At 67.6% G+C, this 14,697-nt stretch carries 9 protein-coding genes; 6 read left to right on the top strand and 3 right to left on the bottom strand.

Features of this window, described 5'->3' with window-relative positions; genetic code table 11:
- The first annotated feature begins 108 nt into the window (after window positions 1–108).
- Complete coding sequence (locus ACYQ5L_RS00965) at window positions 109–729, top strand: pyridoxamine 5'-phosphate oxidase family protein (RefSeq protein WP_459954931.1); 621 nt, start codon at window positions 109–111, stop codon at window positions 727–729.
- On the opposite strand, the gene ACYQ5L_RS00960 is transcribed toward ACYQ5L_RS00965, so the two are convergent.
- Complete coding sequence (locus ACYQ5L_RS00960) at window positions 726–1,181, bottom strand: GtrA family protein (RefSeq protein WP_379194015.1); 456 nt, start codon at window positions 1,179–1,181, stop codon at window positions 726–728. The two genes, ACYQ5L_RS00965 and ACYQ5L_RS00960, sit on opposite strands and share 4 nt — an antisense overlap.
- 66 nt (window positions 1,182–1,247) lie before the next feature.
- Here ACYQ5L_RS00960 and ACYQ5L_RS00955 point away from each other — a divergent pair, with 66 nt between their 5' ends.
- From ACYQ5L_RS00955 to ACYQ5L_RS00940, 4 genes are all read left to right on the top strand, one after another.
- Window positions 1,248–2,729, top strand: a complete 1,482-nt coding sequence (locus tag ACYQ5L_RS00955; RefSeq protein WP_459954930.1) for a decaprenylphosphoryl-beta-D-ribose oxidase — start codon at window positions 1,248–1,250, stop codon at window positions 2,727–2,729.
- The gene (locus ACYQ5L_RS00950; RefSeq protein WP_459954929.1) at window positions 2,726–3,487 is read left to right on the top strand and encodes a decaprenylphospho-beta-D-erythro-pentofuranosid-2-ulose 2-reductase; all 762 of its coding nucleotides are present in this window, start codon (window positions 2,726–2,728) and stop codon (window positions 3,485–3,487) included. The genes ACYQ5L_RS00955 and ACYQ5L_RS00950 overlap by 4 nt, the downstream gene beginning before the upstream one ends.
- Before the next feature lie 378 nt (window positions 3,488–3,865).
- Window positions 3,866–5,860: an arabinofuranosyltransferase gene (locus ACYQ5L_RS00945; protein WP_459963284.1), complete on the top strand. Its 1,995-nt coding sequence runs from the start codon at window positions 3,866–3,868 to the stop codon at window positions 5,858–5,860.
- A gap of 158 nt (window positions 5,861–6,018) precedes the next feature.
- Entirely contained in the window at window positions 6,019–7,851 is a 1,833-nt protein-coding gene (locus ACYQ5L_RS00940; protein WP_459954928.1) for a glycosyl transferase, read from the top strand.
- A 7-nt stretch (window positions 7,852–7,858) separates the two neighbouring features.
- Here ACYQ5L_RS00940 and ACYQ5L_RS00935 read toward each other — a convergent pair whose 3' ends face one another.
- A complete protein-coding gene (locus ACYQ5L_RS00935; protein ID WP_459954927.1) occupies window positions 7,859–9,391 on the bottom strand; it encodes a serine/threonine-protein kinase in 1,533 nt (510 codons plus the stop codon).
- Window positions 9,392–9,402: 11 nt separating this feature from the next.
- Entirely contained in the window at window positions 9,403–11,268 is a 1,866-nt protein-coding gene (locus ACYQ5L_RS00930) for a serine/threonine-protein kinase (RefSeq protein WP_459954926.1), read from the bottom strand.
- Window positions 11,269–11,382: 114 nt separating this feature from the next.
- On the opposite strand from ACYQ5L_RS00930, the gene ACYQ5L_RS00925 reads away from it, so the two are divergent.
- Complete coding sequence (locus ACYQ5L_RS00925; RefSeq protein WP_459963283.1) at window positions 11,383–14,646, top strand: arabinosyltransferase domain-containing protein; 3,264 nt, start codon at window positions 11,383–11,385, stop codon at window positions 14,644–14,646.
- The last annotated feature ends 51 nt before the right edge of the window (window positions 14,647–14,697 follow it).

Genomic DNA, 14,697 nt, shown 5'->3' with positions numbered 1-14,697 from the left:
TCACGCATTCGCCACATTAAAATTGTTAAACCGTATAGCATTTCGGATGGCCGATGTTCGCGGCCGAGCCTCTTCCATCCGGTGTTCAGCTACCAAAGGGGGCGCACGATGCCCGGTATCAGAAACGGCAGCGACGGCGAACGGGAACTACAGGAGCGCTACGGTACACAAGACCGCGCGGACCGCTTCTACTCCGATCAAGTCCGAAATCGATTGAATACCCACATGATCGATTTCATCCGCCGGATGGACATGGCCTTCATCGCGACCTCCGATAAACACGGCGAATGCGATTGCAGCTTCCGCGCCGGGCAGCCCGGCTTCCTGCACGTCGTCGACGACCGCACCGTCGCCTATCCCGAATACCGCGGCAACGGCGTCATGGCCAGCCTGGGCAATATCCTGGAGAACCCGCACGTCGGCATTCTCATGATCGACTTCGTGCAGGATCTCATCGGCCTGCACATCAATGGCACCGCCCGCATAGTCGACGACCCCCTCATGCGCCGCTGCGTCCCCGGCCTCCCCCCGAACGAGCGCGGCCGCGTCCCCGAGCGCTGGGTGGTGGTCGATATCGAAGAGGCCTACATCCACTGCCGTAAACACATCCCCCATCTGGTCCCCGCCCGCCGCGAGGCCCGCCAATGGGGCACCGACAATATTCGCGCCAAGGGCGGCGACTACTTCCACGCCAAGGAAGAGGCGCGCGCCGCGCTCGTCGAGTACTAGTGGATCTTGAAGATCACCGCGCGCTGCACGATGAAGTTGATCACCGTGGCGGTGCCCTGGGCGATGCCGAAGGCGAGCCAGATGCGCCACCACGCATCGGGCAGCGCGTAGTAGCAGACCTGGTTGATGCCGACCTGGAGGGCGAAGGTCAGCGCGTAGAGAATCACCACCGCCACGAAGCGCTTGCGGCTGGGCTCGGCCTTGAAGGTCCAGCGGCGGTTGATCAGGTAGGCGGTGGTGGTTCCCGCGATGAAACTGATCGACTTCGCTATGGCCAAGGGCACACCGAGCAGCTGGAACAGCAGGGTGTAGAGGCCGAAGTCGACAATGGCGGAGAACCCGCCGGTGAGGCCGAAGCGGATGATCTGCGTTTTGAGGTCAACGTCCGTACCACCCGGTTCGTCTACCAGGGGGAGCTCGGGCGGGAGGGGCAGATGCGGTTCCGCGGTCACAACGCGAAAGAGTAGCCCCCGCGATGAGCGACACAAGCCCGCTGTCCGGTTATGTCTGTAGTCTCTATGCCGATGTCCACGAAAGCTCAGACCACCACGGAAGCCGCCGACAGCTCGGCGAGCGAAGGTGCGGACACAGCGTCGACCGGCTCTTCTCACGAACTGCCGACGCGGACTCGCACGTTGACCGGATGGGGTCGCACCGCACCCACCACCTCCGAAGTGCTCTCCACCAGTGACCCGGAGCTGATCGCCAAAGCGGTCGCCATGGTCGCGGAGGACAACGACTCCAAGCCCGCGCACCTGCGCCGCGGCGTCATCGCACGCGGCCTGGGCCGCTCCTACGGCGATCACGCGCAGAACTCGGGCGGCCTGGTCATCGACATGCCGGCGCTCAACCGCATCCACCGCATCGACCGCGATTCCCGCCTGGTCGACGTGGACGGCGGCGTCAGCCTGGACCAGCTCATGAAGGCGGCGCTGCCGTTCGGACTGTGGGTGCCGGTGCTACCGGGCACGCGGCAGGTGACCATCGGCGGCGCCATCGCCTCCGATATTCACGGCAAGAACCACCACTCCGAGGGCTCGTTCGGCAACCATGTGCGGTCCATCGACCTGCTCACCGCCGACGGCACCGTGCAGCACATCGGGCCGCGCAAGAACGCCAAGCTGTTCTGGGCGACCGTGGGCGGCAATGGCCTGACCGGCATCATCCTGCGCGCCACCATAGAGATGGCGCCGACGGAGACGGCCTACTTCATCAATGACGGCGTGAAGACCCACACGCTGGACGAGACCATCGCGGCGCACAGCGACGGCAGCGAGGCCAACTACACGTACTCGAGCGCATGGTTCGACGTGATCAGCCCGCTGCCGAAGTTGGGGCGCGCCACCATTACTCGTGGCCGGCTGGCGAAGGTGGACGAGCTGCCCAAACGGCTGCAGAAGAAGCCACTGAAGTTCGACGCGCCGCATCTGATGACGGTGCCGGACATCTTCCCGAACTTCACCATGAACAAGCTGACGCTGTCCGCGATCGGCGAGGCGTACTACGCCATGGGCGGGAACTACACCGGCAAGGTGCAGAACCTGACGCAGTTCTACCACCCGCTGGACATGATCTCGGAGTGGAACCGCGGCTACGGTTCGAACGGCTTCCTGCAGTACCAATTCGTGGTGCCGACCGAGGCCGTCGAGGAATTCAAGAACATCATCATCGACATCCAGGCCTCCGGGCACTACTCGGCGCTGAACGTTTTCAAACTGTTCGGCCCGGGTAACCAGGCTCCGTTGAGCTTCCCCATGCCCGGCTGGAACATCTGCGTCGACTTCCCGATCAAGCCGGGTCTCAACGAGCTGGTGACCGATCTCGACAAGCGTGTCCTCGAGTTCGGCGGCCGTCTCTACACCGCGAAGGATTCCCGCACCACCGCGGAAACCTTCCACCAGATGTACCCCCGGATCGACGAGTGGATCAAGATCCGCCGAAGTGTCGATCCCACAGGCGTTTTCATGTCCGATATGGCGCGAAGGCTGGAGCTTCAGTGATCAACGCGGTAGGAAATCCGCAGTCCATTCTGCTGCTCGGCGGCACCTCGGAGATCGGTCTCGCGATCTGCGCCGAGTACTTGAAGAAGGGCCCCGCCCGCATCATCCTGGCGGCGCTGCCCGGCGACCCGCTGCGCGAGGACGCCGTCGCCCAGATGAAGGCGGCCGGCGCGTCCGAGGTCGAGGTCATCGACTTCGACGCCCTGGAGATGGACTCCCACCCCAAGGTCATCGACCAGGCCTGGGCGCACGGTGACGTGGACGTCGCCATCGTGGCCTTCGGCATGCTCGGCGATGCCGAAGAACTGTGGCAGGACCAGCGCAAGGCCGTCATCGCCGCCGAGCTGAACTACACCGCGGCGGTCTCCGTCGGCGTCCTGCTCGGCGAGAAGTTCAAGGCCCAGGGTTACGGCCGCATCATCGCCATGTCCTCGGTGGCCGGTGAGCGCGTCCGCCGCTCCAACTTCGTCTACGGCTCCACCAAGGCCGGCCTGGACGGCTTCTACCTCGGCCTCGGCGAAGCGCTGCGCCCGCACGGCCCCCGCGTCACGGTCATCCGCCCCGGCCAGGTCCGCACCCGCATGTCCGCCCACGTCGACGAGGCCCCCCTCACCGTCGACAAGGAAGACGTCGCGGCCTTGGCCGTCGCGGCCTCGGAGAAGGGCAAGGAAATCGTCTGGGCCCCGGGCGCTTTCCGCTTCGTCATGATGATCCTGCGGCACGTGCCGCGCGCGGTCTTCCGGCGCCTGCCGATCTAACCAACTCTCGGGACTCTCAGGGGCAAGCCCCTGAAACCCCAACGCGGAGAGCGCGGGAAACCAACTCTCGACACCGACGAGCGGTGGCCCCCGGCCGCCGCTCGTCGCGTATGGAAGAACAACTCTCAGGGGCGAGCCCCTGAAACCCCAACGGAGTGGAAGCCGGACCTGCGACCCGCCGATGGCGGCGACAGGACCCGAACCCCACCGGCCGTGCCGGAGAGGTCCGTCGACACTCGAGGATGCGGTGGGACCAGCGTGTGTTCGGTTCGCGTGACTGGAACGGCGCGCTGCGGTGGTGGCGGTGACAATTCGTGGCGGCGCGGAGTGGCTAGGCTGCTGGGCGGTCCAGGATACGAATCCGGAGGCGGAGTGCGAATGAGCGAACAGGCGAGTGGCCGGGGGGCGCTGGTGGCGCGACAGGCCGGGGGCGCGGTCGGGGAGGCGGTCTCGGCGGCCGTGGTCGCCGCCGTCGTGGCCGGGATCGGGCTGGTGGCGTTCTCGATGGTGGACTGGCCTGCGTTCAATTCGTCCAATGTGACCCGGGCGCTGACCACCGTGGGGCAGGTGGTGGCGCTGGCCATGCTGGTGGCGGCGATTGTGCTGGTGCGGGTGCGGCGGTGGCCGTGGCTGGCGAAATTGCTGTCGTGGGGCGGGATTTCGACCTTCGTGACGGTGACGTTGGGGATGCCGCTGGCTGCCACGAAGCTGTATCTGTTCGGGCTTTCGGTGGATCAGGAGTTTCGAACGCAGTATCTGACGCGGCTGACCGACAGTGCGGCGCTGCGGGATATGAATTATGCGGAGTTGCCGCCGTACTACCCGGCGGGGTGGTTCTGGTTCGGCGGGCGGTTCGCGAACCTGGTGGGAATGGCCGGGTGGGAGGCGTTCAAACCGTACGCGATCATCGGGCTGGCGGTGACCGCCGCTGTCGCACTCGTGTTGTGGTCCAAACTGATTCGGGCCGATTGGGCGATCGCCGTGGCTGCGGCTACCACGGCGATGACCTTGGCTTATGGTGCGCCGGAGGCTTATAGCGCGGTGCTGGTGCTGTTGTTCGGACCGATGCTGGTGCTGGCGTGGGGAGCGCTGTATCGACCGGCCGAACCCGCCGCCGCGACGGCCGGTGGGTGGGGTGCGGTCGTCGGGACCGGACTGCTGCTGGGTCTGAGCGGCACCGTGTACACGCTGTACTTCTTGGTTGCCGTCTTCGCGGTCTGCCTCATGGCATTGGTGGCGGCGGGACTCGTCCTGCGCGATCGGCGCATGGCGCTGCGTGCGCGGCGGCATCATTCGATCGCGGCGCATTCGGGCCAGGCCGCGCCGGAAGAAGTGGCCGGACCATGGCGGATGATGTGGCCGATCGCAGTGCGACTGATCGTGATCGGTGCGATCTCGGGCGTGCTGACGCTGACCGTCTGGGCCCCATACCTTTTGAAAGCGGCCAGCGGAGGGACGGCAAGTTCGGGTACGGCGCTGCATTACCTGCCGGAGCCCGGGTCGGAACTGCCGCTGCCGATGATGGAGTTCTCGCTGCGCGGGGCGTTCTGCCTGTTGGGGATCATCTGGCTGGTGCTGCGAATCGGGTCGTCTCGGCGGGCGCAGGCGCTCGGCATCGGTGTGGTGGCCGTCTATCTGTGGTGCTTGCTGTCCATGACGGCCACCGCCGCAGGGACCACGCTGCTGTCCTTCCGGCTGGAGCCGATTCTGCTGGCATTGCTGGCCGCCGCCGGGTCGTTCGGTTTCGTCGAGGGCGCGCGGGCGGTCTATCAGGTGCTGCACGAGCCGGCGCGGTTCAAGCCCGTCGTCGCCGTGTTGGCGCTGGTGGGAGCGGTCGCGTTCAGTCAGGAGATTCCGCATGTGCTCGATGCGGAGATCACGACCGCGTACACCGATACCGATGGGGATGGGGTGCGGGCGGACAAGCGACCGGCTTCAGCGGTGTCGTATTACAGGGAGATCGACGCGAAGCTGCGGGAGCAGACGGGGCGGCCGGCGGACGGCAGTGTGGTGCTGACGGCCGATACGAGCTTCCTGGCGATCTATCCGTACTTCGGATTCCAGGCGCTCACTTCGCATTACGCGAATCCGCTGGCCGACTTCGCGGCGCGGTCGGCCGAGATCGAGCGGTGGAGCACGATGAAGACCTCGGCGGAGTTCGTGGACGCCTTGAACCATTGCCCGTGGCGGGCGCCGGACGCGTTCTTGTTCCGACGGTCGGGGGATGAGTACACGTTGCGGCTGTCGAAGGACGTCTATCCCAATGACCCGAATGTGAAGCGGTACACAGTTGCGCTACCACGGGATCTGTTCACCGATCCACAGTTCGTGATCACCGATATCGGTCCGTTCACGCTGGTCGTCCGGCGGTGAAGCGCTGAGCGAGATCTGCATCACTTATCCACAGAACCGGGGCGGAATCTGTGGATGGATGCGGATTTCTGTGGATAACTCATCTGCTTGCCAGCGCAATCTCAGTCGTGCCCGGTAGCGTGGGCCGCTGATTTATCGGGCAAGAGGAGAGTTATCGCGTGGCACAGGGGCAAGTGGCGGTTCCGGATCGAATCGCACCGGAAACGGCTTCCCCCAAGCTATTCCGGCCGCAGCGGATCGCCCGGCGCATCCGGCTCGCGCGGGCGGACCTGGTGGCGGCGACGGGATATCTGTCGCTCGCGGTGCTGGTGCTCTCGGGACAGTGGCGGCATCCGGCGAACGGGTACCTGATCAAGAGCGGTCAGGACCAGACCATGTGGGAATGGTTCTTCGCGGTGACCGCGCACAAGGTCGCGAGTCTGGAGAACCCGCTCGGCACGCTGCTGCAGAACTATCCCGACGGCGTGAACATGATGGCCAATACCGCCATGTTCGGCGTCGGCGTGCCGCTCACGCCGGTCACGCTGCTGTTCGGGCCGACCGTCACCTTCGTCCTGGTCCTCACTCTCGGCCTGTTCGGTACCGCCTTCGCCTGGTACTGGCTGTTCTCACGAGAACTGGTGTCCTCCCGGTTCGCCGCCGCGGTGGGCGGTCTGTTCTGCGGGTTCGCGCCCGCCATGATCTCGCATGCCAACGCGCACCCGAATTTCGTGGTGCTGGCGCTGCTTCCGCTGATCGCCCTGCAGATCATCCGAATGGCCAAGCGGGCGAACAACACCCTGGAGGTCCGCAAGGCGCGACGGCTGCGCGACGCCTTCGTGCTCGGACTGCTGGTGGCCATGCAGATCGCGCTCGGCGAGGAACCGCTGCTCATCTTCGCGCTGTCCTTCGGCGTTTTCGCCCTCGTCTACCACCTGCACAGCCCGCGCACCGGGCTGTGCGCCCTGCGCGCCGTCACCCCGACCGTGCTACTGGCGGCCCTGATCACGGTGGCGCTCACCGAGATTCCGCTGTGGTGGCAGTTCTTCGGGCCGCAGTCCTATCGCATGATCGACCACGGCCCCATGGGCAATGACCTCGAGGCGCTGTTCCAGTTCCCGTCGGAATCGCTGGGCGGCATGCTCATGCACGGCCAGAATGTCGCCATCAATCCGACCGAGGAGAATTCCTACTTCGGCTGGCCGCTGCTGCTGCTCGTCACCGTGACCACCGCTCTGCTGCGGCGGGAACGCGCGGTGCGGGCCGCCGCGGTGGTGATCGCGCTGTTCACATTCCTGTCGCTGGGCTCGACGCTCATGATCGGCAAGGACGACACGGGAATCGCGCTGCCGTGGCGGTGGCTGGAGTCGGTGCCGCTGCTGAATACGGTGCTGGAGTCGCGCTTCACCATGGCCGCCATCCCGGCCATCGCGCTCATCCTGGCCGTGGCCACCCAGCGCGCCCTGGACTATTGGCGCGAATCCGCCACCGACTGGCGGCCGCTCGCCTGGTTCGCCGCCCTGGCCTGCGCGCTGCTGCCGCTCGCGCCGACCATCCTGCCGGTGGTGCAGCGCGCGCCCACCCCGCAGTTCTTCACCGACGGCACCGTGAACCGGTACGTCAACGACGGCTCGGTGGTGATCGTGCCGCCGCCCACGCCGCCGGATGCCCGCGCCCTGCGCTGGCAGATCGACTCCGGCTTCGACTTCCCGCTCGCGGGCGGCTATTTCGTCGGACCGACCGGCGCCGACAAGAAGGGCCGCTACGGTCCCGACGACCGCCCGACGGCGAGCCTGCTGGCGAAAGCGCAGCGCGCCAACCGGGTTCCGATCGTCGACCAGGCCATGCGCGATCAGGCCTTCGCCGATCTGCGGTACTGGCAGGCCGATGTGGTGGTGCTCCCGCCGACCGACAACAGCACGGCGCTGCGCCTCACCATGGATCAGCTGCTCGGCTTCCCCGCCCAGCAGGTGGACGGCGTGTGGCTGTGGGATGTGCGTGCCCTGATCTGAGCGCGGCTCAGCCCACCCGGAAATAGGTCACCCGGCCGCTGACGGACAGATCGCGCACGATGGTGCCATCGGTCAGCCGCAGGGTCTGCGTCCCCTGCACGACGCACCCCGAGACTCCCGCCTGGAGAACGCCGTCGCCGACGGTGACGGCACCCGAGGCGGACACGTCCAGCAGCCGGTAGTCAATGGTGCACAGCACGCTTCCGCCCCGGAAGATTGTCGAGGTCATGATCACCTCGTTCAGATTCCCCTGCCAGATGATGAGCCGGTAATCGTCATTGTTGCTGCTGCTCGTGCCGGACCAGGTGCCGATATAGCCCGCCGGAACCTGCCCCGCCGGCGGGGCGGTGACGACCGGGCCGGCCGCCGGGACCGTGGTGCTGCCGGTCTGCGGGAATCCCGTCTCCACCACACTGGTGACCGCACCGGTCATCGGTGCGCCACTGGGCTTCCCACCGCTTTCCAGTTTCACGGTGATCAGGAAGGCGGCCCCGGCCAGCAATATCGCGGCGGCCCCGAACAGGATCCCCGCCACCATCCGCCCGCCGCCGCGATCGCGCGCGGGCGGCGGCGCCCGATGCGCCGGACGGACATCCCGCGGCGACCGGAAGGCCTCGTTCGGCGGCCGGGCCGGAACCGTCGTCGGCGCTCGCGTCCCCGGTCCGGCGGTGAAATGCACCGGACCCGTGGTGGCCCGGCCGAATTCGGCATCCCACGCCTGCCACACGGTGTTCACGAACTCGGTGCAGCCCCCGAATCGCTGTTCGGGACTCTTGGCCAGCGCCCGCTCGAAGATCGCGTCGAAACTCGCGGGCAGCTCCGGCCGCACCTCGGTAATGCGCCGCGGCGGCACCTGCGTGTGCATGTGGATCCAGCTGAACAGGTCATTGGCCACGAACGGTTTCTGATCGGTGAGCAGCACGAACAGCGTGCAGGCCAGCGAATACTGGTCGGTGCGCGGATCGAGCGGCAAGCCCTGGATCTGCTCCGGCGAGGCGAAAGCGAAGGTGGCCGCGATATTCCCGGTCCGGGTCAGATGGGTGGACTCGTCACGCAGCCGCGCGATCCCGAAGTCCGTCAGCAAGGCTCGCTCGGCGCGGCCGTCCTCGGCCGGGGAGAGCAGAATATTGGACGGTTTCACATCGCGATGCAGTACGCCCTTGCCGTGCGCGTAGTCCAGCGCCGACGCGATCCCGCTGGCGATCCGCAAGGACCGGTCCGGCGGTATGCCCCTGAGAGTTTCGGCATCCGCGCCCTCCACGAACTGCATGGCGATCCACAGTCGCCCCGCGTCCACGCCCCGGTCGTAGACCGACACGATATTCGGATGGTCGAAGCGCGCGGTGAGATCGGCCTCCCGCTCGAACCTGCGCCACGCCTCCCGATCGATGGTCACCCCACTGGGATCGAGCACCTTGATGGCCGCCAGCCGCGGCAGGCGCGGATGCTGCGCCACGTACACCGTGCCCGAACCACCGGACCCGACCCGGCGCACGATGACGTATCCGGCGATCTCCGCACCCGGTGCCAGGTCGGCCATGGTCCGCACTCCTACTTCAACGGCGCACGCGAAAGCCATTCGCTCAGTACCGCATTTACAGTGTGCTCCGGCCAGCGCACCACCAGGACGAAACGAGATCTCGGATCGCCATCGGGAAACGTGACGGCGGTCAGGATCCGGCGCGCCTCGGTATCGGGCTGATCGGCATCGACGCCGCTGTCGGTGGTGACGGTCAGCGCGCCCGCCACATCCTGATGCGTGACCGTGGAGGCGTCGGCGGTGCCGCCGAAGAACAGCACGCCGGCGGATTGCGGTGGGCGCGTGCCGAAGTCGAAGAAGTCGAAGCGCACCTGCCCGGTGTCGTCCTGGGCATTGCACAGGATGCGCCGCGCGCCCTGCGCGGTTTCGGCATCGCCGGGCCCCGGATCGCGCTTCTGACAACCCGCCCCCTGCCAGCCCACCGAGCGGCCATTGGAGGCCAGCTGCCCCACCAGGCTCGGGAAGGCCTGGGCGATGGCGGCGTGCCCCGCACCCCAGGAACTCGCCAGCTCGTCCGCGTTCGTATATGTAATCAGCCCGCTCACATCGGTTTTCCGGCTCACCCGCCCGTCGTCGAGCAAGCTGAGGGTGGTGGGCCGGTTAGCGCGGCAGGCATTGGCCGGATCGCCGGCAATGATTTCGGAGGGCCCGATGAGCAGCCGGTCGCCTTCCGAAGGCACCGCGACCAGTGGCGCGGAGAACTCGCAGTGGAAGGCGGAACCATTGGGCAGCACCCCGTCCACGATGCTGGACAGCACATGATCGCCGGGCCGGCCCTGATCCAGCTCCAGGCGATAGTTGGTCTGGCCTTCGGTGGCCAGCCAGGTGCCGAGGAATTCGCCCGGCACCAGGCTCTCCGGTGGCGGGGTCGAATCGTGCCGGGAGAGTGCGAATCCCACACCCGCGCCGACCAGGGCCGCGACCATCGCCGGAACGAGGAGCTGCCTGCGGAACAGGCGCTGCCCCAGCCGCTTTCGCCGCTTGTCGGTGGGCGGCGGCGCCGGGATCGGCCGGGCGGGCGCCGTCACCGCCATCGCCGGGTCCGCGTAGTAGGCCTGGGTAGCGGCCGTCACGAACTCGGCGCAGCTGGGGAACCGGTCCTCCGGATCCTTGGCCAGGGCGCGTTCCAGCACGGAGTCGAGCGCCTCGGGCAGATCCGGGCGCACCGCGCTGATCCGCAGCGGCGGCTCCTGGGTGTGCGCGTGCACCCAGCCGATGGGCGTATCGGCGGTGAACGGGCGGCGGTCGGTCAGCAGCACGAAAAGCGTGCAGGCCAGCGAGTATTGGTCCGAGCGCGGCCCGACCGGCTGGCTCGACACCTGCTCGGGGGACGCGAAAGCGAACGTGGCGGAGATGTTTCCGGTGTGGGTGAGCCGGGTGGTCTCGTCGCGCAGCCGGGCAATGCCGAAATCGGTGAGCAGCGCCCGTTCCGGGCGGCCGCTGTCGGGATCGGCAATGAGGATATTGGAGGGCTTCACATCCCGGTGCAGCACGCCCTTGCCGTGCGCGTAGTCGAGCGCCGCGCCGATCTCCGCGGCGATGCGCAGCGCCCGGTCCGGCGAGATACCGTGCAGCTCACCGGCATCCGAGCCGTCGATGTACTGCATGGAGATCCAGAACCGGCCCTCGGCCACGCCGCGGTCGTAGACCTGCACGATATTCGGGTGATCGAAGTGCGCGGCGATATCGGCCTCGCGCTCGAAGCGCCGCCATACCTCGTCGTCACCGCGAGCCTCATCGCGCTCGAGCACTTTGAGAGCGGTCAGCCTGGGCAGGCGCGGATGCCGCGCCGCATAGACAACGCCCGACCCCCCGGACCCGATTCGCCGCGCGATGACATACCCGGCGAGTACTTCGCCCGGTCGCAGCTCGGTCATTGATTCCTCGTACGTTCTCCCGGCCCGGCCCCTCGCCCAGTTCGGATACACCCATCCTACGAGGTGTCGGCGGCCCGGACGCCGAGTCGTGGACCGGTGTATCGGATCCGGTCGATAGAGTCGGGACCCGTGCGCGCAGACACTCGAGGGTTTCATCGCATCCGGCTGGTGGCCATTGTTTCCGGACTGCTGGGATTCCTGCTGGCGGTGCTGACCCCGATCCTGCCGGTGCGGCAGGATCGGCCCACACTGGACTGGCCGCAGGGCCGAACGGCGAATATCGACGCCCCGCTGGTGTCGTACGTGCCGCTGAGCCTGGATGTGCACCTGCCCTGCCAGGTGCTGCGGGACGCGCCGGACGGGACGCTGTTCTCCACCATCCCGGCGGCCTCGGGGCAGGCGGCCGACAAGGGCGTGGTCATCAAGATCGAGGATCGGGCCGGGACCGGGCGCACGGTCTCGGTGATCGACCGGCTCATCCCGCTGCTGTCCGCCCCGCTGGCGGAGGTCCAGGACTGCACGGCGCTCACGCTGCACTCGGACGCGCACCAGACCAGGGTCGAGTTCACCGGGGTCACCCGGCAGGACGGCACCCCGTTCACCGGTCGGGTGAGCGGCGACAACCGGCCCCAGCTGGTCGGCATGTTCACCGATCTGACCCGCGAACAGCTCGGGACCGCAACGGCTTCCGCCCAGATCGACGCGCGCTTCACCTCCAGCCCGAGCTGGCTCAAGCGAGCCGCGATCCTCGGCGCGGTGGTGTTCACCATCATCGCGCTCATCGCCCTGCACCTGCTCGACACCGCCGACGGCCGCCGCGCCCGCCGCTTCCTGCCCGCGCACTGGTGGCGCTTCCGCCTGGCCGATGTGACGGTGCTCGGCACGCTGGTGGTGTGGCATTTCATCGGCGCCAACACCTCCGATGACGGCTACATCCTCAATATGGCCCGCGCCTCCAAGGCTTCCGGGTACATGGCCAACTACTACCGCTGGTTCGGGGTGGCCGAGGCGCCCTTCGGCTGGCCGTACGAACTGCTGGCGTGGATGACGCGGATCAGCGACGCCAGCCCGTGGATGCGGCTGCCGTCGCTGCTGGCCGGCATCGTCTGCTGGCTGGTGATCAGCCGGGAAGTGCTGCCCCGCTTGGGCGCCCGGGTGCGCCGGGATCAGGTCGCCATCTGGACCGGCGCGCTGGTGTTCCTGGCCGTCTGGCTGCCCTACGACAACGGCCTGCGCCCGGAACCGCTCATCGCGGCGGGCGCACTGCTGACCTGGTGCTCCATCGAACGCGCCATTGCCACCGGGCGGCTGCTGCCCGCGGCGGTGGCGGTGCTCATCGCGGCCTTCTCGCTGGCGGCCGGGCCGACCGGGCTCATCTGCATCGCCGCGCTGGTGGCCGGATCCCGGCCGGTCCTGCAGGTCGTCATCAAGCGCGCCAAGGGGCAGGGGTCGGCGCTGCTGCGTTACGCCGCGCTGCTCGCGCCGGGGGTCGCGGCCGGAAGCCTGGTGCTGGTGGTCGTTTTCGCGGACCAGACCATTGCCTCGATCATGGAGGCGACGCGGGTGCGCACCCTCATCGGACCCAATGTGGCGTGGTTCGACGAACGCACGCGCTGGGATTCGCTGCTCATGCTCTCCCCCGACGGCTCGCTGGCCCGCCGCTTCGGCATTCTCGCCATGCTCCTGTGCCTGTTCGTGTGCGTCATGGTGATGCTGCGCAAGAACGGGCGCATCCCGGGCACCTCGCGCGGCCCGGCGGTGCGGATTCTCGGCATCATCTTCATGTCGCTGTTCCTGATGATGTTCACGCCCACCAAGTGGACCCACCACTTCGGCGTGTACGCCGGGCTGGCCGGCTCGGTGGCCGCGCTGGCGGCGGTCGCGGTGGGGGTCAACGGGATTCGCTCGCCGCGCAATCGGACGCTGTTCACCGCGGCCGTGTTCTTCCTGCTCGCCATCACCTTCACCGGCCCCAATGGCTGGTGGTACGTGTCGTCCTACGGCGTGCCGTGGTTCGACAAGGCGCCGCTGATCGCGGGCAAGGGCTTCTCCACGCTGTTCCTCGGCCTGGCGGTGCTGTGCCTGCTCTTCGCGGCCTGGCAGCACTACCGCGAGCCGTACACGCGGCCCAAGCCGGTGCGCGGTTTCGACAAGTTCGCCACCATGCCGCTGACCATCGCGGCCGCCGTGCTCGTGCTGTTCGAGGTGGCCTCGCTGGCCAAGGCGGCCGTCACCCAGTACCCGGCCTACTCCATTGCCGAATCCAATCTGCGTGCGCTGACCGGCAATTCGTGCGCCCTCGCCAATGAGGTGCTGGTCGAGACCGATACCGCCGATTCGCTCCTGCAACCCTGGACCGGTTCGGTGGCCGACGGATTGGCCGCGGAGAACACCGGATTCACCCCCAATGGCGTGGCCTCCGACCTGACCGCCGACGCCGAGGAGACCGTGACCGGCGGCGCCAACTCCGTCGACAAGGACTCCGACAACAAGACCACCAACACCACCGGCGCCGGGACCGGCGGCGGCACCACCGCCCAGGCCGGCGTGAACGGCTCCACCGTGGCCCTGCCCTTCGGCCTGGACCCGGCGCGCACGCCGGTCATGGGCAGCTACACCGAGGGCGAGCAGGCCACCGCCGAGCTCACCACCGAGTGGTACCGCCTCGACCTGACCGACGGCATGCGCGCCGATCCGGCCTACAAAGTGCTGGTGGTGACCGCGGCCGGCCGCATTCGCTCCATCGACAAGGACGGCGTCGAAACCTACGGCCAGGACCTGTTCGTCGAATACGGCACCCGCGCCGCCGACGGCACCGTGAGCGATGTCGGCAAGGTTCGCCCCATCGATATCGGCCCGGCCCCGTCCTGGCGCAACCTGCGGGTCCCGCTGGACCAGATCCCGGTGGGCGCCAATGCCATTCGCCTGGTCGCCAATGACCCGGACATCACCCCCAAGCAGTGGCTGGCCGTCACCCCGCCGCGCCTGCCCCGCCTGGCCACCCTGGATTCCGTTGTCGGCCACACCGCTCCGGTGCTGGAGGACTGGCACGTCGGCCTGGCCTTCCCCTGCCAGCGGCCCTTCGACCACCACGACGGCGTGGCCGAGGTGCCCGAATGGCGCATCCTGCCCGACCGCGTCGGCGCGGACGCCTCCAATGCCTGGCAGGACGATATCGGCGGCGGCCCGCTCGGCTGGACCGGTCTGCTGCTGAAGTCCCAGACCATTCCGTCGTATCTCAATGACGACTGGGGCCGGGACTGGGGCTCGCTGGAGAAGTTCACGCCGTACGTTCCCGACGCCGATCCGGCGAAGCTGTCGGTGACGGTCGAAACCCGCTCCGGACTGGCCAAGGACGACCCGATCCGGGCCAAGTGAGCAATGGCTTTGTACGGGACGTAACAACTGATTTCGCAAGGTCCGGGTAAC

Source organism: Nocardia sp. IFM 10818, assembly GCF_054655275.1.
Note: the sequence above shows the minus strand (reverse complement) of the source record. Positions and strands in the feature narration are given on the sequence as shown.

Coding starts and splice junctions, on each gene's coding strand:
- ACYQ5L_RS00965 (WP_459954931.1), top strand. CDS start 109: ATGCCCGGTATCAGAAACGGCAGCGACGGCGAACGGGAACTACAGGAG.
- ACYQ5L_RS00955 (WP_459954930.1), top strand. CDS start 1,248: ATGCCGATGTCCACGAAAGCTCAGACCACCACGGAAGCCGCCGACAGC.
- ACYQ5L_RS00945 (WP_459963284.1), top strand. CDS start 3,866: ATGAGCGAACAGGCGAGTGGCCGGGGGGCGCTGGTGGCGCGACAGGCC.
- ACYQ5L_RS00935 (WP_459954927.1), bottom strand. CDS start 9,391: ATGGCCGACCTGGCACCGGGTGCGGAGATCGCCGGATACGTCATCGTG.
- ACYQ5L_RS00930 (WP_459954926.1), bottom strand. CDS start 11,268: ATGACCGAGCTGCGACCGGGCGAAGTACTCGCCGGGTATGTCATCGCG.